Below are 24,547 nucleotides of genomic sequence, written 5' to 3'. Positions count from 1 at the left end.
TAACACTACTTTTCCCAACTGGCCGTAGTATCCAGTGATATTTTCGTTATTCTATTTAGTTGAATGCAAAAGCTGGACTGTCGCAAATCTGAATATTGGATGGTCATCTCTATCTGTTTTATCTCGTATTTTGTAAATAAACAAGGCAGTAGCTTCGTGTTTATAATTGGCGTCTGTTTTTGTTTGATCAAGTTTTATTTAAATAAATGAATCATGAAAATCTTAGTAATCGGAGGAACCGGCCTTGTGGGCAAAGGAGTAAGTAAAAAATTGGAAAGTATGGGGAATGAGGTAATTATTGGAGCGCCCTCATCCGGCATTAATGTCCTGACGGGGGAAGGACTGGCAAAAGCTTTGATGGGAACTGAAATCGTAATCGATCTTTCTAATTCTCAATCGCCAGATGATCAGATCGCTTTGGATTTTTTTCGCACGGCCGCTGAACATCTAATTAAAGCTGAAAAGCTTGCAGCTATTAAGCACCACCTAGTACTTTCTATTGTCGGAACAGATCGCGCACAACATATAGGGTATCTGCAAGCAAAAAAGTATCAGGAAGATGCCGTAATCGAATCAGGCATACCCTATACTATCATCCGTTCAACACAATTTCATGAGCATGTAAGCACCATCATCGCTGTTCAGGGCGAAGGCCGGAACGTCCATGTTTCAACAATTGATTATCAACCGATCGCATTGCAGGATGTTGTAGATTATGTGGTAATGTTCGCTTTGGAACAGCCTAAAAATAAGATCGTTGAAATAGCAGGGCCTGACCGCGGATTGATGAACAACTTCGTGGAAAACTATTTGAAGGTGAAAGGTGAAGATAAAGTTGTGGTAGCTAACGAGGATGACAAATACATGTTCCATAGCATGCCAAAGTCAGGATTGGTTCCTGCCGGCGATTTCTATCCAGGTAAGATAAGGTTCGATGATTGGACAAGAAACTCATAATAATTACATTGAGAACCTTTACAAAATCTATCGGATTATAATATTGAAACAATTTTATCATAGGATTCTAGATTTCAACAGAGGACAGGGCTCTCACTTAAGCATAGAGCTAAGTCTTCCATTAGGACGTTTATCGGGATCGTTTTAGTGCATTTGCGAAAGATTGCATTTCACTCATATTCAGCGAGGCAAAGCCAAACCTTATTCCATTGACGTCATGCTTATATTTATAGATGCTGCCATCGTTCATGTATATACCTTGGGTAGCAAGCCTTTCTGAGAGTTGGGGTATGGAGTATTCAGGATCAAATAAAGTCCAAACTGCCATACCCCCATTAGGAGTACTGAAATTGGCACTATCTCCCAAAGAAGAATTTAATAGTTCGCAGAACTCATCCCGCCTTCTTTTGTATAGTTTTACAGATCTTCTCAAATGCCTTTGCATTTCGCCGATGTTGAAAAGATGAGCAACAGATTCTTCGAATAATACATCACCACGAATATCTAGAACTTGTTTTAGCTTCGATGCTTGCCATATAAAGTCTTCACTGCCAATTAAATATCCCAGCCTGATAGTTGGAGCCAATGTTTTAGAAATTGAGCCAATGTAAAGAACGTAGCCATCGTGTTCAGCACTGGCTAAAGGTAATATAGGGGCGCTTGCGTAGTGAAAATCATAGTCATAATCATCTTCGATTACAGGAAGACGATAGCGGCGAATAATGTCTAAAAGTTTGACTCGCCTTTCGGCACTGAGCGTAACCGTTGTGGGGTGGTGATGGTGCGGAATGATGTAAAGCAGACTCGGTGTTGATTGCTTGCAGATATTTTCAATTGCATCGACATCAATACCATCCTGATCAACCTTAACTTTTATAAGCTTAGCGCCTAGCTGTTCAAAAAGCCTATCTGCCAAGACGTAATTAAGGTCGCCTACAACAACGGTACTACCAGGCTGGAGTATCATACTGGCCGCGACAGTTATTGCCAATTGTGCACCATGAGTAATCAGCACTTGCTCAGGAGTAATATCGAGGGCTCTGGTCTTGGACAAAAAAAGAGCAAGCTCTGTTCTTAACGATATACTACCCTTTGAGCCGTCAGCTAATAACCTATCATGAACATTCGTTTTTCTTGATAAAAATTTGTACCGATCAACGATCAGGTCTACCGGTGCAATTCTGGCATCAGGATAACCATCATTAATCATCAGCTGGTAAGGTTTTAGCTGCCTGGTTATTGGTTTTCGAATAGCCACCTGTCGATAAAAGATATCTTGGTCCTTTGATTGAAATTTCGCTGAGGTGCCTATGTCGAACGACTTGGGGCTCATTACCGGTAACTGCTGCGCAACGAAATTGCCTTTCCGCTTTATCGCTTCAAGCCAACCCTGAGCCTGCAGTTCTTCATAGGCAGCAACTACCGTTGTACGGTTTAATGTTAACATTGACGCCATATCCCGACTTGCCGGTAATTGATACCCCGGTTTTAGTTTTCCATTCTTTATCAGTTCCACCAAACTATTTGCAACCTGTCTGAAAATAGGTATTGCGGACTGTCTGTCAACAGCGATGAGGGTACTAAAAGGTAATGTTTGAACTGCCATATTTAAAGGTGTGTACTCGACGCAAACCGTATACATTTAAAATATTAAGTCGTCTAATTTAGACTTTATGTTGCTTATTTCTTCTTAACAGTGACAAACTTGAAAATTAAAAAATTCCTATTGATAATGCTTACATTAGCAAAGTAAAACTAGATCAACATAAAGCTAACGCAAAAACATAAAAAAACCTATCAGTATCTCTCGATCTATGAAGAAATCCCTGTCAACCACCATCAAAATACTGTTAATCCCCGTACTTTATGCTATTATACTACATATATTTTTCGGGGTTGATACCTGGCAAGACCTATTTTCAGTAATGTGCCTGAGCTTTTTATTTTGTTTGCCTTTAATCAGATGGGATTATGGTAAAATGATATCCCTATTGAATGCTTTGAGCCGTACTCATAGTCTGAGTTGCTTGCTTCCGATAAAACCGCTAAATTTCAAAAAGGGGTCAATAATTTGTTGATTGTCTTCTGGATCTGTTCCGGAACAGTGATCATTTTAAAGCTAGTTGAAGTAATTTTAGAGAAGAAAAGACAAAAAATACGGAACGTAAAGGGAGACTTTTGAATAGATCTGTTCTGGTTGACTCTAGGCGTTTATGGAGGTTTCCAGCTTTGCGTTTATTTGGTGTTTAAGAAAAAATAATTGCTATCCCGCAATTTATAGCATGGATAAAAACAGGTTCAATTTTTTCGAGGTTTTTGTGCATGCCGGCAAAACGTCCAGTATGTGCATCTCGTTTAATTTCTTTGCCCGAAGAGGAAAGAGAACGTTTCTTGACAGCCTTTTTTCTGTCAGTTTGTTTCAGCGAAGATACTTTCATATTGTTTGATAATAAATGTCCGTTCATTTTCCTAACCTTGCGGTAGTTTTTAAGGAAACTTCGATTCCTTACGAGGAATGAAAAAGCCCTTTATGCAATTCAGATTTCTTATGCAAATCTGAATATGATTCTTTTTTTGAATACCGGCGCCGTCAAAAGCAGGGCCACCTTCGGTAAATACGCCCCTCACTGTATCGAAGTGTTTATAGTTAGTGAATTTCTTTGTTTTCAGATCTAGCTGTATCTGTTCATCAACTTTCTGATGGAGATATTCAATAACCGCACAATCCAATTCTCTTAATATTAAATCGTGATATTTGTCTTTAGGTAAGTCTTTATTCTGAGGTAATTTCTTTCCTGCAAACTCCAAATCCCCTTTCATTAGGTCGTAGTAAGTGGCAAGAATATCAATAAATTCGGAATCAGTGAAGTCTAAACAATAATCTAGTTGGTAAACAACACCCACAACAGATGGTGTTGAGAGAGTCCCCCTAGCTTTTTTATCCTCAGCCCACTTTAAAGCTCTTGCATAGTTGTTTTCCCAGATATAAAAGCCATTTCCCAACCAATCAAAAGATTCATTGCTTTTTTTTACAAGGTCAGGTTTTCTTACTAGCTCGTCCCTCACAGACTGGTCACATCCATGAAAACCAAGCATTAGGTTTGGTCTTTTTCTATACATTTATCATTTCGGGAGCACTACTCTTCCCAAATGGCTGTAGTGTCCAGTAAAATTTTCGTTTTTGGTCAAAATTTTTGCAGACTGAAAAGAGGCAACAACTTTATCACGTTCTTTCTTTTCAGACTTTATCTTTTTTGCTAAAGATGCCAAAAGCTTAACTTGATTGGTCTCCATGGCTCAACTCTTTTTGATGGTGTTGTGCAAATATAAAAAAAATAGTGTTTTTCGCCAATTGTGAAATGCTATGCATTAAGGTTATAGACTAGCATTTCACTTTTAACTTGCAATCTCTTTATGACAATGTAAAGATCTTATTCTCAAATTCTCATTTATTTTTTAAATCAAAAATCTTTTTCTAACTTTTCATAGCTCGATAGAATTATGATGGTTAAAGAACGTGCTGTTTCCGTCGGTTTTAATGGCAATCAATAATGATACCATTAACGGTATATAGAAGAATTGGTAATAATTTAAATCATATCCTAAATCTATGAATTTATTCCGTATAATAGTTGTTCTGATATGTTTGTCAAGGCCTTGACGGTCGCTGGCCAATCTAAAGCTATCCTAGTGCCCACTCACACCGTTGATATATTGAAATTGATGAATGTTTCTTACAATAAGCCAAAAGGCACTCCCACAGAAAGTTGATCTTCTGTTCACTTTCCAATAACCCCGAACACAATTCGCACTGAGCCAATAACTATAGGTTTTCGAATTCGAGGAATGCGTATTCACGAGCGCGTGATATTTGAAGTAGTTATCAGTTAAAGTTTTGCCGGAACGCTAAAGGCGACATTTCGGTTTTTTGTTTAAATAATTTACTGAACGATTGCGGATAATCAAAACCCAATTGATACGCTATTTCACTTACTGAAAGTCCGGTGCTTGTCAGTTTTTCTTTAGCATTTTCAATCAATTTGTCGTGAATGTGCTGTTGTGCGGTTTGACCGGTGAGTTGTTTTAAACAATCGCTCAAATACTTTGGTGATAAATTAAGTTTAGAAGCGAAATAGTTTACAGTCGGTAAACCGTTTTCCGTTTCCGCAAAATAAGCATTTAGCAAGTTTTCAAATTTGCTTAAAAGTTCACTACTATTTTGTTTTCGCGTAATGAACTGTCTATGATAGTAACGATTGCAGTACGTAAGCAATAAATCGATGTTTGAAATAATTACATCCTGACTAAATTTGTCTATCGGTAAGCTTGTTTCTTTTTCTATCTGTAAAAAAATGGCTTCAATGGACTTTTGTTCTTCATCTGACAATATCAATGCTTCGTTAACAGCATAATGAAAAAAGTCATACGTTTTTGTCTTTTGCGATAAGGGGTAACCTCTCAAAAAATCGGGATGTACGGACAGCAACCAACCCGTTTGCGGAATAAAATTGCCTACTTCTAAAATGTTCACTTGCTTCGGAGAAAAAAAAGACATGACCCCCTCATCAAAATCGTATTGCGTTTGCCCGTATTGCGTTTTGCAAGGGCAATCTTTTTTAAGCGTGATTTGATATAAATCCGAAACTAATTTTGTGCGTTGTTCCACTTCATTTTTTGGGAAATCTTCAAATCGCAGTAAACTAAACAAAGGATGTCTCGGTTTCGCTAAACCCAATAGCTGATGTTGTTGTGCCAATGACCGAATATTTACCGTTGCAACTTCCTGCTTGTTCATAAGTTCAAATTTATAAATTACAATCCCATTTCTTTTCTTTTTCGTTGAGCAAAAACGCTCGTAATAGTAGAGTATGGAATTAAAGACCCTATTTTTGCTAACATTGCATTTTGAAATCCTGAAACATGAAATGTTTTTTTCTTTTCCAATGCTTTTATCATTTCTGCGGCAACTTGTTCAGGTGTCTGTGTATACGCACCTTTTACAAGTATTTTTCCCCATTCATTATTGTTGGCAGCAGTATTCATAAAATTGGAACTCGTAAGTCCCGGACAAAACAGCATTACATTTACTCCATAAGGTTTGCATTCTTCGGTCAATGCCTGGGTAAATGAACGGACAAACATTTTGGAAGCCGCATAAACACTCATATATGGACTTGGGAAAAAGGAAGCCATAGAACCGACATTTATAATAGTTCCATTTTTGTTGTTTTTCATTTGGGGCAGGAAAAGATGACAAAGTGCAACCAATGAAGAATTATTTAATTGCAACATTTCTAACTCGGACTGCAAATTGTTGTTTACAAACTCTCCACTTGAACCAATTCCTGCATTATTCACCAGAACGTTTACCGACAAGTTTTTCTTTTTAGCCTCTTCAAAAACATAATACGCGGCTTTGGGTTTGCTCAAATCTGCAACAATGTAACTTGCTGTAATTCCGTTTTGGTTTGATAGTTGTTCGCATTTCTGTTTCAGTTTTTGTTCATTTCGTGCAACTAAAAGCAAATTGCGTTTTTTCTTTGCTAGTCGGTATGCTAATGCTTCACCAATTCCGCTTGTTGCACCTGTAATTAATATAACCTCCATCTTCTTCAAATTTTATGTGGCAAAATTGCGACTGTTTGAAAAATTAAAAGTGTTCAAATGTCGGCATGTTGTATTTAAATGTCGGGGCGGCTATTGTTTGTACACAGAGGAAGGCAAGAAGCAGTTTAAAAAGAACCGGAAAGCCGTCGAAGGAACAGTTCGGTTTCTAGACTAGTTTTTCGATAAATATGTCAGACTAAAAAACCAAAGCTAAAGGCGCCCCCACAGAAAGTTGATCTTCTATTCACTTTCATATAATCCGAGATCCAATTCGTGAAACAGTTTCATGCTCTATTTAGCAATGTGAAATTTAGAGAGAAATCGAACCAATGTACAGGCTAAGGAATATGATTGTTTCACTTTTTCGTTTTTTTATTTGAAATAAAAGAATATAGTATTTTTTACTAAAAATATTAGTATAATAAAATTATTTTCTGTATCTTGGCCTCAGACCAAATCTATAACCGATGGCAGAAATAAGCTATCCCAAACCCGGGAAATTTATCGATCCTTTGAGCGACTTTGGATTCCGACATTACTTTGGCAGTGAGCCCAACAAAGAAATCCTGATTGAATTTCTGAATGATCTATTTGAAGGGGAGAGGCGTATAGAAGACCTTGAATATGGCCCCAATGAGCACGATGGAGACGGCGAAGCAGATAAAAGGGTGATTTTCGATCTGCATTGCAGAGGAAGCAAGGGCGAATACTTTATAATCGAAATGCAACGGATTCGGCAGGAGTATTTTAAGGACAGAGCGCTTTATTACACCTCACGTTTAATACAACGTCAGTTGCCGAAGGGTAAGGCTTTCAACAGCTACCAGCTTCCCGAGGTTTTCCTGATTGCCTTTTTAGAATTTCGTATGGAAGAGAAGCAGCGAAGCCGCTACTTTCATGACATCGCCCTTTGCAATACGAGCACGGGCGAAATTTTTTACAAAAAGCTGGGCTTTAAATTCGTTGAGTTGCCTAACTTTGTAAAACAGGGAGATGAACTGGAAAGCGAACGGGACAAATGGTTCTATCTGCTCAAGCATATGAGCAATATGGACGAGGTTCCCAAGTTTTTGGATAAGCGGGTTTTTAAACTTATCTTTAAGATAGGAACAGTGTCAAAATTGAACAAGGAGGAACGTATGGCCTACGAAGCAAGCCTAAAGGCAAAATGGGATACCCAGAATGCCTTTGAGACTATCAGAAAAGAAGAACGTGCAAAGGCAGATCAAGAGAAGCTGGATTCAGCTAAATCTTTAAAAGAAACAGGACTTTTAAGCAACGAGCAAATTGCCAAAAGCCTGAAGTTGCCTTTGGAAGTAGTTGAAAAGCTATAGAGTATACAGCATAAGTTTAGAAGCCATGCACAAAAAAACGTGCATGGCTTTTTGTTTAAGATATCGTCAGACCCGAACGGGGCTCTCGTGCGGTGGCAAAGTCGGCCTTATGAAATGAGCGTTAAAATGATTTAGTCTTGTTGGGGCCTAAAAATCATGTTAAGAAGCGAAGTAGGGGTTAGCGGGTAGAGCGGCTCAACAGGATTGCGTATACGAGCTGAATCATTTAGCGAAGTTCATACAGCCTTATATCATAGCGAAATAACTAAAACTAAGTGTTTATTTTCGACTTTAACAATTCATTCGGACTGATAACCGGCAGTATAAAATCTTTAAGTGCGGTGTCAGCTAATTTCGTATGCAATATGCCTCTTAGTGTGGAATAAGCGATAGTAAGTAATGTGCTTATAAGAAGGCCTGAGAATAGAGGCTTCTCATCTTTTTGAAGAACATATTCTTCTAAATTTTCTACCTGAAAAATAAAGTCATAAAGATAATCTGCAATTTTCTGGCCCTCATATTCTAGGAAAAGGGAAAGCGAAATTTTAAAGGATTTTTTTTCCGAATTATGTTTTGTTGATTGCGCAACATTAAGTTTTAACTCTTTATCTGCAATCGCGTATTGATAGTCAAAGTATTCTCTGGAAGGAAGTATCCGTACTAAGTGAATTTTTTCTGCGATGATTGTCCGTTTTTCCATGGTATTCGTTAAGCAGAAACCTCTTCATATAATGAATCCTCAAAAATATCTTCTTGGATGGCAGGTTGAATATCTTCAACACGTACATAGGCAGTAAAGTAAACATTTCTTACGCTCGGCTCGATATGAATAATGTCTTGAGCTAACACCTCTTCTATTTTTGTAATCGTTTTGGTGGTAAAAGTATGCTGACCCGATAGCCATTTTGATACCTCCGAACGCTGTTTTCCCATGGCGGCGGCTAAATCAGCAGGTTTCATACCCTTTGATTCTAAAAGCGAAGCGATCTTGTTCGCGATAGCTAGGTTTTTCTTAACGAGGCGTTCAATAGCAGGGTCACCATTATCCTTTAGCCAATTGTCTATAACATTGATTTCCAGCTGTCCGTTTTGCTCCTTATTAATTTTTTTTCTTGATATTTTCATGTCAAAATACAATTTTCAAATTCTGTTCGTAAATGATATCCAAATAGTCATCATCCCATTCAATATCTCCGTCTCTAAGCGCATTGTCAATCGCCAATGCTAACGTATTTGCAAGATTAAAATGCGGTGCTACTTGAGGACAATTTTGCGCTTGGTCTGTTGTTTTTATATCCGCATCAAATGACGATTTGAAAATTTTTGAGGAGAGCAAAAAGGCTTTTGATAGTTTAAAACCACAGCAATGGTAGTTGATACGGGCGTTTTCATCGAACATTTACTTCAGCTCCAATGTTCGTCTCTATCCGGGTTTTTTTAGATTTTTTAAGGAAACTTCGATTCCTTACGAGGAATGAAAAAGCCCTTTATGCAATTCAGATTTCTTATGCAAATCTGAATATGATTCTTTTTTTGAATACCAGCGCCGTCAAAAGCAGGGCCACCTTCGGTAAATACACCCCTCACTGTATCGAAGTGTTTATAGTTAGTGAATTTCTTTGTTTTCAGATCTAGCTGTATCTGTTCATCAACTTTCTGATGGAGATATTCAATAACCGCACAATCCAATTCTCTTAATATTAAATCGTGATATTTGTCTTTAGGCAAGTCTTTATTCTGAGGTAATTTCTTTCCTGCAAACTCCAAATCCCCTTTCATTAGGTCGTAGTAAGTGGCAAGAATATCAATAAATTCGGAATCAGTGAAGTCTAAACAATAATCTAGTTGGTAAACAACACCCACAACAGATGGTGTTGAGAGAGTCCTCCTAGCTTTTTTATCCTCAGCCCACTTTAAAGCTCTTGCATAGTTGTTTTCCCAGATATAAAAGCCATTTCCCAACCAATCAAAAGATTCATTGCTTTTTTTTACAAGGTCAGGTTTTCTTACTAGCTCGTCCCTCACAGACTGGTCACATCCATGAAAACCAAGCATTAGGTTTGGTCTTTTTCTATACATTTATCATTTCGGGAGCACTACTCTTCCCAAATGGCTGTAGTGTCCAGTAAAATTTTCGTTTTTGGTCAAAATTTTTGCAGACTGAAAAGAGGCAACAACTTTATCACGTTCTTTCTTTTCAGACTTTATCTTTTTTGCTAAAGATGCCAAAAGCTTAACTTGATTGGTCTCCATGGCTCAACTCTTTTTGATGGTGTTGTGCAAATATAAAAAAAATAGTGTTTTTCGCCAATTGTGAAATGCTATGCATTAAGGTTATAGACTAGCATTTCACTTTTAACTCGCAATCTCTTTATCACAATGTTAAAAATTTATTACTGCCTCAGTAACGATGTTCGATTTCAATTAAGTGGACTGATCTTCAGTCTAAAAATCAACAGGCAGTTTTGGAAGCCGTCAAGACCTTGAAGTTTTATAAAAGGGAAAGGCATTAATTTATGAAACGATATGTCCTATCATTCAATAGGCCGATGGAGACTTTGAGTTATGCGTATTCAAAGGTTATTTTTTTCAAATGACGATTGGGCTTTTTTTCCCAAACGATTAGCCGCTGTTTGAATATCATCCATTTTGGTTTCACCCTTTTCCAACTCCAATAGTTCCCTTTGCATATTCAACTTGTCAATAAAATTAATTAGTTCAAGCTTATTCTGCTTTGAAGAAGCGAGGCGTAACTCTACCAATTGTTCTATAAAAGAAGAAAACGCATCAATCAGCTTTTCCTTTTTTTCTAACTGAATGGCGGTTTTATAGCTACCCTTAATTAAAATCGAATCAAACACAATATTTGAAAGAGTATCAAAGTCCTGTTTTTCAATTTTATTCTTATCCCGTATCTCCTGTATAGCTGTCATATTAAACTTCCTCCATTGTTATGGTAATCCGTGACACTTCCTCCTTGATTTCTAATACTCTAAATGCTCTATTTGGCCTGAATAGTACTTCCTTTTCATCCGGGGGATTGTGTATCCCAAATTTAGCGATTTTTTCAATAGCTTTTCCTGTTTTGGAGAATATTCTGAATAGTGTATTTCCATTGAAAGCCATCGCTATCAACCGAGATTTACTTGTTGACAAAAAAGTTGGTTCTGTAATTAGATGGCTTGAAACCAACGCCCGTGCGTATTTCTCAAGCTCGGATTTGCTTAAATTAATGCTTCTGTAAACCACCCCCTCATAATTGGCTAACTTTGATAAACATTTTATTAACAGTTCACCAAATTCTGTGTTTATCCTGCCTTGGCTTTTACGTAAAATTTCGTTAACACCTTCATAACCGTCTTCCGAATACTTATAGATAAATGCTTTCTCATACAACGTTAATTCCAGATGTTCTTCAATACGTCTACTTTTCCGTATTTCGGTTACCTCTTTCGCTAAGTGCTGACGGGCATATTGTTCGGCTCTTCTCAAAACGTTCTGATTTAGTTAAAGGTTTGAATTCTTTTACTTCGCTAATGAGATATGTTCTGCATTTCTGTGTGTTAAGGGGATATTTTTATTTGGGAAAATTATATATCGTTTTAAGGATTACATTATACCTTCTTTTTATAGTAAGGGAGGGCGGATGACAAAAGCTGATTTTAATATTTTGATTACCATCCACGGCAGATGATGTGTTTTTAAATTTTGATCTTTCCAATAAAGTATAACGCATAAAAATGGTGCTTAGGTTTAGTGTCAATAATATTAGCTAAGGTAAGAAATACTGTCTAAAAATATGTGCTATTAATCTCGCATTTTCACAAATTCATAGTGCTCCCACAGAAAGTTGATCTTCTATTCACTTTCATATAATCCAAAACACAATTCGTGAAAATAGTTTCCTGTTCTATAGGGTAATCGTAAAATTTGAAGGAAAATCGAATCAATGCACAGGTTAAGCGATATGATTGTTCTCACATTTTCATTTTTATTTGTGAAATCAAAAAATATTTTTCTAACTTTCCATAGTCAAACTAAAATATTAAACAAACTAAGCCAAAGTCAGAGAACTAAAAATTAGCTATCGATAGTCGAAGGAAATAACCCTTCAATAAGGAAAAAAGCGACCTCGAAATGTTCGGGTAGTAGAGGCTAAGTAACAGCAGAGCCGATCAAAGAAGATTTTTTATTGTCTTATTTGTTTTTGAAGGCAATAAAGCTTGCTAAAGCAGGTCAAGTCGCGAGCTTTTGTTTCTTTTGGCGGTCCAAAAGAAAAAAGAAAAGGTCAAACTAAAACATTAAACAAAATCAACCAACGGAATAGGAATGCAGCATTTCTATAACCTATAGAATCAGAACAAAAAACAATAATTGAAAATGTAATGGCTTCGTGTGAGACACGAAGAACTAACAACCTAAAAACAGGCTCAGTAGCTATGCGCACGGAACCAATAACTAATAACTAATAACTAATAACGAATAACGAATAACCAATAACGAATAACCAATAACGAGTAACCAATAACTAATAATCAACCAATAACCAAAATGTTCAGAGCACCCTTTTCATTTGAAGGCCGTATTAGAAGGTTAGAATACGGTATCAGCTTTTTGATCTATCTTATCTTCATAATCTTCATCAACATCGTAATAGGTGATGACGAAGATTCTATTTATAACCTTTTGGGATTAGGAGCTGTACCACTTTTGTGGTTTTTGTGGGCACAGGGTGCAAAAAGATGCCATGATCTTGGCAGTAATGGTTGGTATCAAATAGTTCCCTTCTATTTTTTGGTATTGATATTCCGGCAGGGCGAAGAAGGTGAGAACTATTACGGAGACGATCCGCGTATACCAAAAGGAGAACCGACTTATATCCGGCCAGAAGTTATAGTCAATCAAGATGAATCTAATAATGAAATATAAATTAAAGTAAACTGAAGGAGACGTACATTGGAACAACCAATAACCAATAACCAATAACCAATAACCAATAACCAATAACGAATAACCAATAACCAATAACTAATAACGAGTAACCAATAACCAAAACAGGAATACGGGAAACCGTAAAAATGTGAGAATGTTTGTGCTTAACTATGCATTAAGATAAACACATAAACATTCAAACATGATGAGACATCAACTTTTTATTTTACCCTTACTGATTTTAGCTTTTACAGCTTGCAAGAAAAACAAAGAAGAGGAGCCAAAGCTCGAAGAAGAACAGTACGAAACTTATGGATATGAGGTAGAATGTAGCCGATGCGATATCAGTTACATTGATGAAAACAAGAAAGCAGTAAACCTCTATGCACAGAGCGGAAAGGTGGTGGTTGATTTTAACTTGACGATATACCATAAACTGGAGCTGTCGGTTGTGTTACCTGCTGGGAATAGCAAGGCGGCAAAAGCGATGATTACGAAGAACGGTAGCCCTGTCAAAAGCTACCAATCCTACTCATCGTTCAAGTTAACGCCCGACGGAGGTTCAGGGATTACGGTGCCGTCCAATCCTTCTACCAATCCATCTAATCCATCTGGCCCATCAACACAGCCCAGCAGCTGTAAGTGCGGTGCCCGAACCAAAAATGGAGGAACCTGTCAACGCAAGGTAGTAGGATGTGGCAGATGTTGGCAACATAGTTAAAGTAGGTATTTATAACGAAATATAAAATTGTAAGGAAAAGCCCTTCAGTAAACAACAATGCGGCCTCGAAATCTTCGGGTAGTAGAGGCTAAGTAACAGCAGAGCCTTTCAAAGAAGGTTTCAAGTCGCGAGCTTTTGTTTCTTTTGGCGGGCAAAAGAAAAATGAAAAATATGGACTTCAAAGACGAAATTCAGCAATTTGCCAAGCGGGTAGATCGCTTGCTGCCACAGATCAAAACCGAAGAGGCTACCAAAACCTCCCTAATTATGCCTTTCTTACGGATACTCGGTTACGATGTATTCGATCCCTTCGAAGTGCATCCCGAATTTGTAGCCGATATCGGCATTAAAAAAGGGGAGAAGGTAGATTACGCCATTCTCAAAGACGAGAAACCCGTCATCCTGATCGAGTGTAAACACTACGCCGATGGCTTAGATCCACACAACTCGCAGCTCTTCCGTTATTTTCATACCACGGAGGCCAAGTTCAGCCTACTCACCAACGGGTTGGAGTACCGTTTCTATACCGATCTGGTAACGCCCAATAAGATGGACGAGAAACCCTTCTTCGAGTTCAAGATCACCGAAATGCGCGACAATGAAATTGCCGAGCTCCGTAAATTCCATAAATCCATATTCGATCTCGAGAGTATCTCCAATACCGCCAGCGATCTCAAATTTTTCAATGAAATCAAGATTCTGATCAATGGCGAAATGTATAATCCAAAAGAAGAATTCGTCCGTTATTTCGCCAAACAAGTTTATCCCGGTTTAGTAACCGCCAAAGTGCTCGATCAGTTTACCGCCCTTACCAAAAGAGTTTTTGGCCAGATCGTGAACGATCAGATCAGCGAGCGCTTGAAGAGCGCCCTGAAGAAAGAAACCGAAACCGCCGAAGAAGCTACACTGGCAACAACCGAACCCGAATCACTGGTGATTACCACACAGGATGAGATTGACGGTTTCCTGATTGTGAAGTCTATCCTACGCAAAGAAGTAGAAGTAGGTCGCATTTATATGCGCGATACGCAATCGTATTGCGGAGTACTTTTGGATGATAATAACCGTAAACCTATTTGCCGCTTCTATTTCACGGGCAACCGCTTACGCATCGGTTTATTTGATCAGGATAAGAAAGAAACCAAGCATGATATCACACGCTTGGATGATATCTATAACTTCTCGGAAGAGATAGTGCAGAGCATTGGGTATTATGAGAAGGAGAAGGTGGCTTAGAATATTTAAATAAATCAATACAAAGAAATTCACTATAAATAGGCATAAACGATGGAATACAAAGTAATACCCTTTGTCGCCGTAATAGATCCGCTGAAGGGAACATCAGATCAGGTTGCAGAACAATTGGAGGCCAAAATTAAACAAGGTGAAGCAAGCGGATGGACTTACACAGGCTTGGAAAACGTTAGTACCTATGTCAATCCAGAAAGTGGCTGCTTTGGTTTTGGGAGTAAACCCGGTTATACTATAACTCATCAAGTTCTCCTTTTTAAAAAAGAATAATAGCTATTCGTTAAATGATGAGTTTTAGGTTTCTTTTATTAATTCCAATAAAGGTCTATTGGCTACTTGTACCAAAGTCCAAACGGCGTTGTTGTATTTTTCATGAATCATGTAGTAAACACGTTTTTAGGATCACGAAAGAAGACGGTTTAATACATGGATTGAAAGCCCTTAAACAGCGTTATAAATCATGTAGAGCGGGCTACAGTTTTATGTTACGAGATGGCGACGTATCTGTTCATTTGGCGAATGGGGATTTTATAGAAATAGGAGAAGCATCACAATAATAGCCGAAAAACTGAATCCGTCATATCAAGGCAACAGCATCAATAGTAAATAATAACCATGAGTATAGATATATCAGGTCTACTAAGCTTTTTATTCGGAGCCGGGCTTTTGTTAGGGATTATATTACTAATACGAGGAATAACGTTGTGGTATCTCAAGATTGATATTCATATATACAACCAAGAACGGATAATAGACAATCAGAAAAAGACAAACTTCTTATTATCGAAAATCTACGAGCAGAACGGAGGTGTATTATCTGATGAGCACATCGAAAGATTGAATGATTAGAATTCATTATTATGAGTAATCCTAAACAAGCAAGATTTCGGGGTCTTTTTCACTTGTTTCTGGTTTTATTGATATTGTCGTGTAGCGGAAACAAGCAGAAACCAAATGTAAATACCCAGATTAATGAGCAAAAGACAGAAATAATACCAATTAAAATGACTAAATCAATTGAATTAGCTGATTTGAAAGTTTTACTAGAGAAAACTTTCAAAAAACAGAATCTCGACAGTGTCGTAGAGGAGTATGGATTCAAGAAACGTGCAAATGGCATTTATATCTCAAATGAGATGGTAACTGCGAAGAAGCCTAAATACTGGCTTAAATGTGTCTTTATGGGCGACCTCACAACAGTTACATTTTCCAGTGTTAACAAGGATCGTTGGGATATATTAATTAGCGAATTGCATGCGCTAGCCGCACCTAAACCATTTGAAGAAATGCCCAGTTTTAAAGCCGAAAAATATGTTTTCGATAAATATATTGTAGAAACGTATGAGCCAATTGATGGCGTGAATATCGATTTGAATAACCTGTATGATGTACTGATTAGGTATAGATAATAAGTTATTTGATCAAAGCGAAAAATATGGTAAGCTATTAGAATCAACCAAATAATTATGAATACACTATCTGTCAATCTTGAAAATTGCTTTGGAATAGGAAAGCTTAAACACGATTTTGAATTTGGTGCAAAAAAGTCCAACACGTTTTTGATATATGCTCCGAATGGCACAATGAAAAGTTCTTTTGCGAAAACATTTGATGCGCTTTCAAAAAATGATTCCAAGAATCCACCTTGCGATCGTGTTTATAGGGATAAGCAATCTAAATATGAAGTTTTAGTAGACGGATCTCCAATACCAGGCGAAAGTATTCTTGTAGTAAATGCTGAAGACAGTACCTTCGATGCATCTAATAAGATTAGCGCTTTTATAGCGAGTAAAGAATTGAAAGAACGTTATGATACAATTTATAAAGATCTTGAAGCACAGAAAACTGAGTTCATCAAAAGATTGAGAACGGTTTCCCAAAGTACTGACTGTGAAGGCGAATTGATAGGTGCTTTTACTGAACGTGACGGAGAATCTTTTTTTGATGTTTTGGAGAGAGTAAGCTTGAGGCTAAAGGATAAAGTTGATAAATATAGCTTTCGATATAATGATGTGTTTGATAAGAAAGGAAACGTAATAAAGTTTCTCGATAAGAATGAGAAGATTCTTGATCAATACGTTAATGATTATAAAAGCCTCTTAGCCAATTCGAAATTTTTTAAAGAATCGGATAAAAATTCATTTGGTACGTATCAAGCTAACGAATTGCTTAAATCAATAGAAGATAATTCTTTCTTCGATGCAGGACATAAATTTATATTGGATGATGGTACAGAAATTACCAATTCCGAATCTCTAAGACAAGTAGTTCAAGACGAAATAGCTAAGATTATTAATGATGCAAAACTAAAGGCTGCCTTTGAGAAAATTGATAAAGCAATAGGTGCAAATATGGAATTGCGCGCCTTCCAAAAGGTCGTTGAAAGAAATAATCTATTACTTGTTGAGCTCAAGGACTACGATGCTTTTAGGGAAAAGGTTTGGATAAGTTATCTGTCTGAAATGAAAGAACATTCGGAAGAATTGGCGAAATACTACGAATCAAAAAAGGCCGAATTAAAAAATATTATCGAAGAAGCAAAGAAAGAGTTCGTCCAATGGAAAAAGATAGTCAGTACCTTCAATGATAGATTTTATGTTCCTTTTAAAGTTTTGCTCACAAATCAGGAGGATATCATTTTAAAGCAAATGACGGCGAAATTGGAATTCGAATATTCAGATAGTCAGGAAGTTGCCGTTCGGCAGAAAGGTGAAGATTTGCTGAAAATATTAAGTAAAGGAGAGCAAAGGGCATATTTCATACTGCAGTTTTTGTTTGAAATCGAATCACGTAGACACAGCCCGAATAAAAGCATTATCATATTTGATGATGTGGCAGATTCTTTTGACTATAAAAATAAATTTGCAATAATTGAATATATCAGAGAGCTTCATAATTCTGATTTGTTTAGAATCATTTTACTAACTCACAATTTCGATTTCTATCGTACAATAGCATCAAGGTTTGCCCTAGCTCGACCTGTTGTGTATATGGCGACAAAGTCTAATGAAAAAGAAATTTTTCTTCACATTGGTGCATATAGAAAAGACGTCTTCGATCACTTTCTGAAGAATATCAATAAACCAAAAATTTTCATCAGTTCAATTGCTTTTGTCCGTAATATAGTAGAATATGCTGATTCCGATCATTGTAGCGATTACGAAATACTAACAAGTTGTTTACACTTAAAAGAAAACTCATATATAATAAAGGTTAATGACGTTTATGCAATATATGTGGCTAGATTTGGGAAGTTGGTCGGTAAAACTATTGATTTCGGCGACGATAATCTAATCGATTTCGTGTTTAAAACGGCGGATTCGATATGTGATGAACAACTGGTTGATGAAATTCTGCTAGAAAATAAAATTTCACTTGCAATAGCTATTAGACTAAAAGCCGAAGGTTATCTTATTAAAAAATTACCTGATATAGATTTAGAGAAAATTACTTCTAAACAAACAAATGAGCTGTATCAAATATACCGAGACCGATTTCCAGAAAGTGGGTCTATTAGTGTCTTAGATAGAGTAAATTTGATGACCCCTGAGAATATCCATATTAATGCTTTTATGTATGAACCTTTAATTGATATGTCAGTGTTCCATTTGAGGGATTTATATGAGAGAGTAAAATTGCTGTAACATGACACTCAAAGAATTTAAAACTTGCTTTCCGAATACTTATCGTGATTTTCAAGCAAGTTTTTGGTATAGAAAGAAAGATAATACAGTTTTAGATAGGATTTACGGCTTTCTCGATTCGAGAAAAATGATACGTCTAAATATTGTTCTAGGTGATCCCTTGGGGTGCTATCCAAAACTGAGTGCGCAAGGGAAAGATCTCTATGCTGGCGGAAAAATGGCTCTTACCGACGCAAAGAAAATTCTATGTTCAAAAGGGATTTGCTATTTAGAACATGGATTTATCGACTAACGACTATGGAGAAAGTAGAGCGATATGATTTAAAAATAATCAATACTTACGAGCTATTTGATTATCGGAATCTGCGGAAGTATCCTCTTTATGTTAAATTATTAAAGAAGCGAAATGCGATGCTTTGGATTGATTTCGAAAAGAAGGAAGGTTTAACTAAGATAGACTCACTACAAGCATTTAAGTATTTTTTAGACAAAAATGAATGGGCCTATGAAAGGAAGTATTTCGTAGCAATATGTAAACAGTTACAGAGCGAGCTTAATACACCTTTGGATTGAGTGAGGCAACTATTCACGTGAATACATTCTTCTAACTAAGTAGTTAAGCATGTGGATAAATAGATACCAAAAAGGCGCCGCATATTCAATCTAAACGAATTATGACAGGTCTTGTATACAGTGATTTCTCTAATTTTGAAAAGTAGCTCTCCATGAGAACGTTGACAATAATACACATCATCACTTCTTGAATACAAAATGGATTCCGATTGAAGGTAGGTGTTAGCCACTTTATCTTTTTTTACAAATAGAGTTTTCGCATATTTATGAGAAAAATTTTTTCCTGTTAATTTCAAAATAATCTAAAAATACCGCGACTATCGATTTCAATTCCAATGGCAGGAAATCCGGTGCTACAACAGATCGATTAAATGCAATTTCTTCGAACAATATCGCGAACTTGAAAATATTCTTAATGTTCTCTGCCTTTGCAAAGTACTCACTTAAAATGTTGAAATTTGATTTGTCCAAGCTATTTTTAATTTGTTCAGATGTCATCTTAGAACCCGAAATTTTTACAGCCATTTCAACAGTATTTGTAATGCCTGCTTCACCAAGATTTCCATACTTAAAACCATTTGACAAATGTTCTCTTCTAGTTTCAATTTCTAAAAAAGCAATATCTTTCAATATATAGTCGAGTATTACTAAACTGTGAGATATTATGACATAAATCAGTCTGATTGACGTTTCTTTTTTTTGAATATTAAAAAAGTTGTTAATAAAGTATTTTATTAGTAGCAAAGTAGAATTAAAGCCACTATAATCTAATTCATTTAACAACTTAGACTTAGAACGTTCGTATAGATTCTTCCAGTTAGCGTTACTAAATTCTTTAAGTGACGAAAACTGACCTGCTATATTCATGAATTCTTCCTCAGAAAGTCTGTCATCTAGTTTATAATTGAGTTTCTGTAAAAAACTGCCATCTAATAAAGTTACTGCATTAAGTCTAGCGAAATTTTTAACAGACTCCTTTCTGTCCATTGTGCCAACGACACAATTATCAAAATCTAGAACGTTTTGTAAACCTTTCGCCCAAAGTATTCTTTCAAATGCTTTAGGATTTTTTTTGTTCTTTAAATCAACATTTGTTCTTTCACGTGTCATGATAGAGACCCGTCCATATAAGAATAAGTCTAAATCGGTAATCTCATTATTTTCATAAGTATATTTTACTCCCCTAGCAACGTAATAACCATTCTGAAGAAAGTACATTCTAAGTTTTTCTTCCATTAATTCTCCTTTAAACAATTCTGTATTATTTTCCATTACTTATGAATTCCGTAAAGTTCGCAACATTTCACCTATGTCAGGTCCTATTGATGATTTTTTCTTTGCCTCGGATCTCATTTCTGACGGTCCCTTGTAAGTTGTAACATTTGAGCTATTTATGCTAATATCAAGTGTTGTTTTCTGCGCAACTTCACCTGTTTGCAATACCTCCAAAGCGATCAAAGCTACATCAAATTTTAGCAACCTCATATAGTACATGGTGCCAGTATCTGGTATTAATTCTATAACTCGATGAAATTCTAATAAATGATAGTCTTGACCTATTGCAGTGCATGGACCGACTAGTTCACCTCTAAGAAGTTTTCGCAACGTATTTTTGATCATTTCGTAATCTTGCATTTTGCCTCGTCCTTTATTGCTTACCTGCAGTCCATATATTAGTGATGATATGAATGCTTTAGCTAAATCTAAAACATCTTCTTCGAATGGGTTTCCATATTTGGCAAATGAAGAAGGCTTTGTTAAATAAATTTTGCTATGCTGAAAATTGCTAACTTCGTTGAAGTCATAAAAAGCAATAGCTCTAAGTTTGGCAAGTAAAGATGTGGTCAATATTCTTTCAGCATTTTCAAGTGATATACAGCCTTCTCTTTTCATAATGTCGTCTACCGTTTGTATATTTTTTTTATCTGTATTGCTCAGTGTTTCGAAAATCTTATTCGATTTTTCGATCGTTGACTTTTGAAAAAGGTTTCCATTAAAATAGGTCTTAGCATTGTCAATATTTTTGTAATCCAAAATTCCCAACTCCTCAACTTGTAGAAAAAGAGTATCATTTACTGCCGAAGATAAGGCAAACCTATCAGAAATATATTCTTTTATGAATTTCTCGTGCAATGGTTTTTCCGACACCAAATCTGCGATTTCTATAGATGCATTTTGATAATTTAAGCCTTCATTTGAATCGAACAGCTCTGCTGTATGATTCAAAATTCCTTCGCTTGTCAAACCTAAAACGGAAATGCTACCATTAGCGGAAACATCAATTAGATGAGCGTCCTTTAAAGTTTGTTTAATAGCAGGTAGCTCTAGTTTTTTATTGATATTCGAGCTTTCTGCCAGAATATCAACCTGTTCTTTGCTCAAAAATGATTCTTCATTACTTGCTGCAAGATTTGACAAAAACACACCACATTTTCCAGAAAGCTGAATATCTTCTAATTTGCTAACATTATTGAAGCTATTTATTTTCTTTGAATGGTGTATAATCCATGCTCCTTTTGTCCTTTTTTCCATCTCTACCCTGGTGATTTTTATAGTATAAGGTTTATATTCTGTTTACAAATTGTTCGCAGTATATTTTAGGATAAGTTCTTTGATTTCTCTTTATTGCTCTCTGCTTTATTATTGCCTAATTTACCAAATTTAAACAAAAAGAATGCATCGACTAGCGCCACTTTTTGAATTACATTTTAAAGTTATTAACTGATTTTTGACAATTTCTAATATATTCTTGCTTTATTCCTCAGACTTTTTCTAACGAGTAGAGAATCTTTTGTACAAGTCTACGACGAAAATCTACTTTCCATGACAGGTCTAGTTTAAGGTTAATGTTTTATCTTCACTTAAAGGGATTCAAATCCTTATCCCGATAGTAATTCTTTAAATAGCTACTCATCGATCCTGGTTATGGTGTTCATGTCTCAGTTTCTTCTAAAGTATTCGGCGCGACTTTCAAGAATCTCTTTATATCCAACAGTGTTGTAAAATATGATGTTATAACTGGAAGATTCAACTTAAATCTATCTTGGATGATCGCAAAGAGAATTTTGTTGTCAGTCAATAAGAAAATTCGGCTCTTCCTGTAATCGTCATTAAAGTCTGTGTTGCGCTCTGTAAAGACAAGTAGATTTTGTGAGTCCATGAATATATGATATCCGTATTTTTTCGCATATCTTAATAGTACGGTTCTGTTTTGCTTCGTGTCCAATTGCGTCCCAATTATTGTTAGTCTTTTTTCAGTTGCCTTTCGATAGATAATGTACAGGCAAACTACACTGGGTAAAATTGCCAACCACCACATGTCGTCATGTCGCTTATTTCGAGAAGGATCAAAGAAAATAAGAGCAGGTACTATGACCCCAGCCGAGAAGATCAAATATATAACGAAGCGATCAAACTTATCCAACCAAGTCTCTTTAATTACCAGACGCCTCGTTTGAATGCTTTTTTGCCAATTAAAATCTTTCAATGTTCTCATCTTAGTTCTAGGCTATGGCTTATCAAAATACATTGAAGTCAAATTTATCGTGGTTAGCTTACTAAGAACGGAAGAATGCATAGAATAAAAAACAAATCCAGCATAGCCCGATGGTATTTATAATGAGTAAAAACGTATTTTCTTTTCCATTTTTGCAAAACATAAATATAGCTGGCAATAGAAACAGGTTGGTAAGTAGCGTAAGTGGTAGCGCGATCAAACCCAATCCCCAAGAACCTCCACCTGTGATAATGGCTTTGATCGAGAGTGGTAGAAAGAGTAGGTTTGCTAAAATAATCACTATAGCAGCAATTGTGTTAGCTGTTTTCACCATTTTCTAAAGCTTTTTCTATATTCTTTTGTGTTAATTTCATTTCCACTTTTAATAGGATGAAATAAAGCGCCGGTAAGATCAGGATACGTAATATGGTATCGATGGGAGCTACCCCGGTGATTAATTGATGCAATCCATATAAAGTGCCCATTAGAATGATGAGCAGCATCAATGCAGATATTAAAGCCAATCTGATTTTATAATCAGCCGTAACCGGTTCTTTCGCTTTCGCTATCGATAATATGAGTTTAGGGAGGATACGCTCAAAAGAGTACCTTATTCTAGTAAACTGTAGTTCATCAGGTTTTTCATAACCGAGAAATATTTTTTGTTCCTTGCTAATCGTTACAGACGATTGAATATCCAAGGAAGAGAGACGTTTTAAGGACACTTTTCGTAGACAGCGTTCCAACGTTGCCGAATCTACTTGATTTAGGTCGATTTTTTTGAAATACATAACAAATTAATAGGTACACAATTATACAAATAAAATAGAAGATGAAGTAGATTCAATATCCAATTATTAAACGAATTCTTGTGACACTGTCGCAAAATTTATTGACTGACGAGGTTAAGGCTACTGTTGCACTCATGTTAAATCTTCAATGCCATAAGATGAAGTCATTTCTTATAACAATGTAGCAAGAACTTACTATCAAAATATATTGAGGTATTGCTTTAAAAGGTTTTCGGTAGTTTTTATAAGTGTAACCTTCCGAAGATTTTTAATTTTTCATTGATGTCAAGCAGAAACATATTTGATATTTTTTATTGGTCGCCATTGGCGTTGGAATAATTTATTTCTTCGACCGCTTTTTGTAGGCATACCTTCGTTTATTCGTAGGGTGGGGGATTCGTTCTATTTCTTCTGCATTTCTGCTCATGGCAAGTGAGATATAAGAACTGCTATATTCCCAACCACGTTCTTCAAAAACTTGACTGATATCGCTCACATCCAAACCATTAGTTTTAAAGGATTCGTTATCAAGTAATTCGAAATTTATGGCATAGGTTATAGATGGTCTTTCCTGAAGGAGTTTGCTGTATTCTATATTGCCTTTATGTTGTACAATCAATTTATCTCTAAACTTTCGATCGATCTCAACTTCTTTACTGTTGATACTTGCCAAAGTCTTCTTGAAGAAATCACAGGCTTTATTGATGTCGTCGATGCTAAATTCTGCTTCTCCCTTTTTGATCCGTTTGATTTGCTTGTCCGAGATATCCAATAAATTCGCAAAACTAATATCTGTCAGCCCCGAATAATCGAGTAGTTTGAAGATATTTTTCTTTATTAACTCTTTGTTGAGATTAGCCATAAGGCTAATGTCATTTTGTGTATATTACAAAAAGTGACATTATTTTCTTTTTTTGAAATTTATTGGTTATCTTTGACTTATTAATGCACAAACAGTTAAAGGTTTTGTGTAGTTAGGTGTTAATAAAAGAGTCTCGTCCACAAACTCTGACAATCAATTGCAAGCGAGACGATAGATTAATGCCTAAAGCGATATTTTGTGTACTTTTGGTATACACTATAGCGCTTGGGCTGCTATCGTAATCCCGTCTTGTAAGGGGTCAGAGCCTTGTGGAGCGGTTGATGGCAGCCTGCTATAGTAACGGCTGATCTGCTGGCAGAGATTCGCTTAATATAGCGAACAAATGAAAAACCAAACCAAACTTAATCAAGTGAATCTA

30 protein-coding genes are annotated in these 24,547 nt (G+C 36.2%); 12 read left to right on the top strand and 18 right to left on the bottom strand.

All coding sequences use genetic code 11. The features are described from left to right. Positions 1 to 213 precede the first annotated feature (213 nt). On the top strand, positions 214 to 957 hold the full coding sequence (locus ACH11B_RS23890) for an SDR family oxidoreductase (RefSeq protein WP_377610759.1): 744 nt from the start codon (positions 214 to 216) through the stop codon (positions 955 to 957). Between the two features lie 130 nt (positions 958 to 1,087). Here ACH11B_RS23890 and ACH11B_RS23885 read toward each other — a convergent pair whose 3' ends face one another. The 6 genes from ACH11B_RS23885 to ACH11B_RS23860 form a co-directional block, all read right to left on the bottom strand. Beyond that, entirely contained in the window at positions 1,088 to 2,563 is a 1,476-nt protein-coding gene (locus ACH11B_RS23885) for a PLP-dependent aminotransferase family protein (RefSeq protein WP_377610757.1), read from the bottom strand. A gap of 640 nt (positions 2,564 to 3,203) precedes the next feature. Beyond that, complete coding sequence (locus tag ACH11B_RS23880) at positions 3,204 to 3,395, bottom strand: hypothetical protein (protein ID WP_377610755.1); 192 nt, start codon at positions 3,393 to 3,395, stop codon at positions 3,204 to 3,206. 49 nt (positions 3,396 to 3,444) lie between these two features. After that, the gene (locus ACH11B_RS23875; RefSeq protein WP_377610753.1) at positions 3,445 to 4,077 is read right to left on the bottom strand and encodes a hypothetical protein; all 633 of its coding nucleotides are present in this window, start codon (positions 4,075 to 4,077) and stop codon (positions 3,445 to 3,447) included. 3 nt (positions 4,078 to 4,080) lie between these two features. Further along, positions 4,081 to 4,251, bottom strand: a complete 171-nt coding sequence (locus tag ACH11B_RS23870) for a hypothetical protein (RefSeq protein WP_377610751.1) — start codon at positions 4,249 to 4,251, stop codon at positions 4,081 to 4,083. Between the two features lie 589 nt (positions 4,252 to 4,840). Further along, on the bottom strand, positions 4,841 to 5,752 hold the full coding sequence (locus tag ACH11B_RS23865) for a helix-turn-helix domain-containing protein (protein WP_377612870.1): 912 nt from the start codon (positions 5,750 to 5,752) through the stop codon (positions 4,841 to 4,843). A gap of 17 nt (positions 5,753 to 5,769) precedes the next feature. Further along, complete coding sequence (locus ACH11B_RS23860) at positions 5,770 to 6,564, bottom strand: SDR family NAD(P)-dependent oxidoreductase (protein WP_377612868.1); 795 nt, start codon at positions 6,562 to 6,564, stop codon at positions 5,770 to 5,772. A gap of 467 nt (positions 6,565 to 7,031) precedes the next feature. On the opposite strand from ACH11B_RS23860, the gene ACH11B_RS23855 reads away from it, so the two are divergent. Beyond that, a complete protein-coding gene (locus ACH11B_RS23855; RefSeq protein ID WP_377612866.1) occupies positions 7,032 to 7,898 on the top strand; it encodes an Rpn family recombination-promoting nuclease/putative transposase in 867 nt (288 codons plus the stop codon). A gap of 271 nt (positions 7,899 to 8,169) precedes the next feature. Here ACH11B_RS23855 and ACH11B_RS23850 read toward each other — a convergent pair whose 3' ends face one another. The 7 genes from ACH11B_RS23850 to ACH11B_RS23820 all read right to left on the bottom strand — a co-directional run bounded on the left by ACH11B_RS23850 (position 8,170) and on the right by ACH11B_RS23820 (position 11,390). Continuing rightward, positions 8,170 to 8,598, bottom strand: coding sequence for a hypothetical protein (locus ACH11B_RS23850; RefSeq protein ID WP_130855188.1), 429 nt, complete (start codon positions 8,596 to 8,598; stop codon positions 8,170 to 8,172). A gap of 8 nt (positions 8,599 to 8,606) precedes the next feature. Further along, positions 8,607 to 9,023 (bottom strand): helix-turn-helix transcriptional regulator, encoded by a 417-nt coding sequence (locus ACH11B_RS23845; protein ID WP_130855189.1) that lies wholly within the window; start codon positions 9,021 to 9,023, stop codon positions 8,607 to 8,609. Position 9,024: 1 nt separating this feature from the next. Further along, entirely contained in the window at positions 9,025 to 9,297 is a 273-nt protein-coding gene (locus tag ACH11B_RS23840) for a hypothetical protein (RefSeq protein ID WP_130855190.1), read from the bottom strand. Positions 9,298 to 9,344: 47 nt separating this feature from the next. Next, entirely contained in the window at positions 9,345 to 9,977 is a 633-nt protein-coding gene (locus ACH11B_RS23835; RefSeq protein WP_404273989.1) for a hypothetical protein, read from the bottom strand. A 3-nt stretch (positions 9,978 to 9,980) separates the two neighbouring features. After that, the gene (locus tag ACH11B_RS23830) at positions 9,981 to 10,151 is read right to left on the bottom strand and encodes a hypothetical protein (protein WP_377610751.1); all 171 of its coding nucleotides are present in this window, start codon (positions 10,149 to 10,151) and stop codon (positions 9,981 to 9,983) included. Positions 10,152 to 10,471: 320 nt separating this feature from the next. Next, entirely contained in the window at positions 10,472 to 10,831 is a 360-nt protein-coding gene (locus tag ACH11B_RS23825; RefSeq protein ID WP_130855192.1) for a hypothetical protein, read from the bottom strand. A 1-nt stretch (position 10,832) separates the two neighbouring features. Further along, positions 10,833 to 11,390: an ADP-ribosyltransferase gene (locus ACH11B_RS23820; RefSeq protein ID WP_130855193.1), complete on the bottom strand. Its 558-nt coding sequence runs from the start codon at positions 11,388 to 11,390 to the stop codon at positions 10,833 to 10,835. A gap of 1,059 nt (positions 11,391 to 12,449) precedes the next feature. Between ACH11B_RS23820 and ACH11B_RS23815 the strand changes: the two genes are divergently transcribed. The 10 genes from ACH11B_RS23815 (at position 12,450) to ACH11B_RS23770 (ending at position 19,019) form a co-directional block, all read left to right on the top strand. Next, positions 12,450 to 12,827, top strand: coding sequence for a DUF805 domain-containing protein (locus ACH11B_RS23815; protein WP_377610749.1), 378 nt, complete (start codon positions 12,450 to 12,452; stop codon positions 12,825 to 12,827). Positions 12,828 to 13,032: 205 nt separating this feature from the next. After that, positions 13,033 to 13,551 (top strand): hypothetical protein, encoded by a 519-nt coding sequence (locus ACH11B_RS23810; RefSeq protein WP_377610747.1) that lies wholly within the window; start codon positions 13,033 to 13,035, stop codon positions 13,549 to 13,551. Between the two features lie 171 nt (positions 13,552 to 13,722). After that, positions 13,723 to 14,787 (top strand): type I restriction endonuclease, encoded by a 1,065-nt coding sequence (locus ACH11B_RS23805; RefSeq protein WP_377610745.1) that lies wholly within the window; start codon positions 13,723 to 13,725, stop codon positions 14,785 to 14,787. A gap of 51 nt (positions 14,788 to 14,838) precedes the next feature. After that, positions 14,839 to 15,072: a hypothetical protein gene (locus ACH11B_RS23800; protein ID WP_377610743.1), complete on the top strand. Its 234-nt coding sequence runs from the start codon at positions 14,839 to 14,841 to the stop codon at positions 15,070 to 15,072. 14 nt (positions 15,073 to 15,086) lie between these two features. Next, the gene (yidD, locus tag ACH11B_RS23795; protein WP_377610741.1) at positions 15,087 to 15,359 is read left to right on the top strand and encodes a membrane protein insertion efficiency factor YidD; all 273 of its coding nucleotides are present in this window, start codon (positions 15,087 to 15,089) and stop codon (positions 15,357 to 15,359) included. Between the two features lie 58 nt (positions 15,360 to 15,417). Beyond that, the gene (locus ACH11B_RS23790) at positions 15,418 to 15,651 is read left to right on the top strand and encodes a hypothetical protein (protein WP_149105910.1); all 234 of its coding nucleotides are present in this window, start codon (positions 15,418 to 15,420) and stop codon (positions 15,649 to 15,651) included. An 11-nt stretch (positions 15,652 to 15,662) separates the two neighbouring features. Next, a complete protein-coding gene (locus ACH11B_RS23785; protein WP_377610739.1) occupies positions 15,663 to 16,211 on the top strand; it encodes a hypothetical protein in 549 nt (182 codons plus the stop codon). A gap of 57 nt (positions 16,212 to 16,268) precedes the next feature. Then, a complete protein-coding gene (locus tag ACH11B_RS23780) occupies positions 16,269 to 18,446 on the top strand; it encodes a hypothetical protein (protein ID WP_377610737.1) in 2,178 nt (725 codons plus the stop codon). A gap of 1 nt (position 18,447) precedes the next feature. Further along, the gene (locus ACH11B_RS23775) at positions 18,448 to 18,738 is read left to right on the top strand and encodes a hypothetical protein (RefSeq protein WP_377610735.1); all 291 of its coding nucleotides are present in this window, start codon (positions 18,448 to 18,450) and stop codon (positions 18,736 to 18,738) included. Between the two features lie 5 nt (positions 18,739 to 18,743). Next, positions 18,744 to 19,019, top strand: a complete 276-nt coding sequence (locus tag ACH11B_RS23770; protein WP_377610733.1) for a hypothetical protein — start codon at positions 18,744 to 18,746, stop codon at positions 19,017 to 19,019. A gap of 264 nt (positions 19,020 to 19,283) precedes the next feature. Here the strand turns inward: ACH11B_RS23770 and ACH11B_RS23765 are convergent, their stop codons facing one another. From ACH11B_RS23765 to ACH11B_RS23745, 5 genes are all read right to left on the bottom strand, one after another. After that, complete coding sequence (locus tag ACH11B_RS23765) at positions 19,284 to 20,291, bottom strand: hypothetical protein (RefSeq protein ID WP_377610731.1); 1,008 nt, start codon at positions 20,289 to 20,291, stop codon at positions 19,284 to 19,286. Between the two features lie 3 nt (positions 20,292 to 20,294). Further along, positions 20,295 to 21,551 (bottom strand): hypothetical protein, encoded by a 1,257-nt coding sequence (locus ACH11B_RS23760; RefSeq protein WP_377610729.1) that lies wholly within the window; start codon positions 21,549 to 21,551, stop codon positions 20,295 to 20,297. Positions 21,552 to 21,951: 400 nt separating this feature from the next. Beyond that, the gene (locus tag ACH11B_RS23755) at positions 21,952 to 22,515 is read right to left on the bottom strand and encodes a hypothetical protein (RefSeq protein WP_377610727.1); all 564 of its coding nucleotides are present in this window, start codon (positions 22,513 to 22,515) and stop codon (positions 21,952 to 21,954) included. 317 nt (positions 22,516 to 22,832) lie between these two features. Beyond that, positions 22,833 to 23,306, bottom strand: a complete 474-nt coding sequence (locus ACH11B_RS23750; protein WP_377610725.1) for a hypothetical protein — start codon at positions 23,304 to 23,306, stop codon at positions 22,833 to 22,835. Between the two features lie 340 nt (positions 23,307 to 23,646). Beyond that, positions 23,647 to 24,168 carry a hypothetical protein gene (locus ACH11B_RS23745; protein WP_377610723.1) on the bottom strand — a complete coding sequence of 174 codons (522 nt, stop codon included), beginning with the start codon at positions 24,166 to 24,168 and terminating at the stop codon, positions 23,647 to 23,649. Positions 24,169 to 24,547: the final 379 nt, after the last annotated feature.

Source organism: Olivibacter sp. EAT-5 (assembly GCF_044784325.1).
Classification (GTDB): domain Bacteria; phylum Bacteroidota; class Bacteroidia; order Sphingobacteriales; family Sphingobacteriaceae; genus Olivibacter; species Olivibacter oleidegradans.
Note: the sequence above shows the minus strand (reverse complement) of the source record. Positions and strands in the feature narration are given on the sequence as shown.

Excerpts from the sequence above, each read along its gene's own strand:
- ACH11B_RS23890 (WP_377610759.1), top strand. The coding sequence starts at position 214 with ATGAAAATCTTAGTAATCGGAGGAACCGGCCTTGTGGGCAAAGGAGTA.
- ACH11B_RS23885 (WP_377610757.1), bottom strand. The coding sequence starts at position 2,563 with ATGGCAGTTCAAACATTACCTTTTAGTACCCTCATCGCTGTTGACAGA.
- ACH11B_RS23880 (WP_377610755.1), bottom strand. The coding sequence starts at position 3,395 with ATGAAAGTATCTTCGCTGAAACAAACTGACAGAAAAAAGGCTGTCAAG.
- ACH11B_RS23875 (WP_377610753.1), bottom strand. The coding sequence starts at position 4,077 with ATGTATAGAAAAAGACCAAACCTAATGCTTGGTTTTCATGGATGTGAC.
- ACH11B_RS23870 (WP_377610751.1), bottom strand. The coding sequence starts at position 4,251 with ATGGAGACCAATCAAGTTAAGCTTTTGGCATCTTTAGCAAAAAAGATA.
- ACH11B_RS23865 (WP_377612870.1), bottom strand. The coding sequence starts at position 5,752 with ATGAACAAGCAGGAAGTTGCAACGGTAAATATTCGGTCATTGGCACAA.
- ACH11B_RS23860 (WP_377612868.1), bottom strand. The coding sequence starts at position 6,564 with ATGGAGGTTATATTAATTACAGGTGCAACAAGCGGAATTGGTGAAGCA.
- ACH11B_RS23855 (WP_377612866.1), top strand. The coding sequence starts at position 7,032 with ATGGCAGAAATAAGCTATCCCAAACCCGGGAAATTTATCGATCCTTTG.
- ACH11B_RS23850 (WP_130855188.1), bottom strand. The coding sequence starts at position 8,598 with ATGGAAAAACGGACAATCATCGCAGAAAAAATTCACTTAGTACGGATA.
- ACH11B_RS23845 (WP_130855189.1), bottom strand. The coding sequence starts at position 9,023 with ATGAAAATATCAAGAAAAAAAATTAATAAGGAGCAAAACGGACAGCTG.
- ACH11B_RS23840 (WP_130855190.1), bottom strand. The coding sequence starts at position 9,297 with ATGTTCGATGAAAACGCCCGTATCAACTACCATTGCTGTGGTTTTAAA.
- ACH11B_RS23835 (WP_404273989.1), bottom strand. The coding sequence starts at position 9,977 with ATGTATAGAAAAAGACCAAACCTAATGCTTGGTTTTCATGGATGTGAC.
- ACH11B_RS23830 (WP_377610751.1), bottom strand. The coding sequence starts at position 10,151 with ATGGAGACCAATCAAGTTAAGCTTTTGGCATCTTTAGCAAAAAAGATA.
- ACH11B_RS23825 (WP_130855192.1), bottom strand. The coding sequence starts at position 10,831 with ATGACAGCTATACAGGAGATACGGGATAAGAATAAAATTGAAAAACAG.
- ACH11B_RS23815 (WP_377610749.1), top strand. The coding sequence starts at position 12,450 with ATGTTCAGAGCACCCTTTTCATTTGAAGGCCGTATTAGAAGGTTAGAA.
- ACH11B_RS23810 (WP_377610747.1), top strand. The coding sequence starts at position 13,033 with ATGATGAGACATCAACTTTTTATTTTACCCTTACTGATTTTAGCTTTT.
- ACH11B_RS23805 (WP_377610745.1), top strand. The coding sequence starts at position 13,723 with ATGGACTTCAAAGACGAAATTCAGCAATTTGCCAAGCGGGTAGATCGC.
- ACH11B_RS23800 (WP_377610743.1), top strand. The coding sequence starts at position 14,839 with ATGGAATACAAAGTAATACCCTTTGTCGCCGTAATAGATCCGCTGAAG.
- yidD (WP_377610741.1), top strand. The coding sequence starts at position 15,087 with ATGATGAGTTTTAGGTTTCTTTTATTAATTCCAATAAAGGTCTATTGG.
- ACH11B_RS23790 (WP_149105910.1), top strand. The coding sequence starts at position 15,418 with ATGAGTATAGATATATCAGGTCTACTAAGCTTTTTATTCGGAGCCGGG.
- ACH11B_RS23785 (WP_377610739.1), top strand. The coding sequence starts at position 15,663 with ATGAGTAATCCTAAACAAGCAAGATTTCGGGGTCTTTTTCACTTGTTT.
- ACH11B_RS23780 (WP_377610737.1), top strand. The coding sequence starts at position 16,269 with ATGAATACACTATCTGTCAATCTTGAAAATTGCTTTGGAATAGGAAAG.
- ACH11B_RS23775 (WP_377610735.1), top strand. The coding sequence starts at position 18,448 with ATGACACTCAAAGAATTTAAAACTTGCTTTCCGAATACTTATCGTGAT.
- ACH11B_RS23770 (WP_377610733.1), top strand. The coding sequence starts at position 18,744 with ATGGAGAAAGTAGAGCGATATGATTTAAAAATAATCAATACTTACGAG.
- ACH11B_RS23765 (WP_377610731.1), bottom strand. The coding sequence starts at position 20,291 with ATGGAAAATAATACAGAATTGTTTAAAGGAGAATTAATGGAAGAAAAA.
- ACH11B_RS23760 (WP_377610729.1), bottom strand. The coding sequence starts at position 21,551 with ATGGAAAAAAGGACAAAAGGAGCATGGATTATACACCATTCAAAGAAA.
- ACH11B_RS23755 (WP_377610727.1), bottom strand. The coding sequence starts at position 22,515 with ATGAGAACATTGAAAGATTTTAATTGGCAAAAAAGCATTCAAACGAGG.
- ACH11B_RS23750 (WP_377610725.1), bottom strand. The coding sequence starts at position 23,306 with ATGTATTTCAAAAAAATCGACCTAAATCAAGTAGATTCGGCAACGTTG.
- ACH11B_RS23745 (WP_377610723.1), bottom strand. The coding sequence starts at position 24,168 with ATGGCTAATCTCAACAAAGAGTTAATAAAGAAAAATATCTTCAAACTA.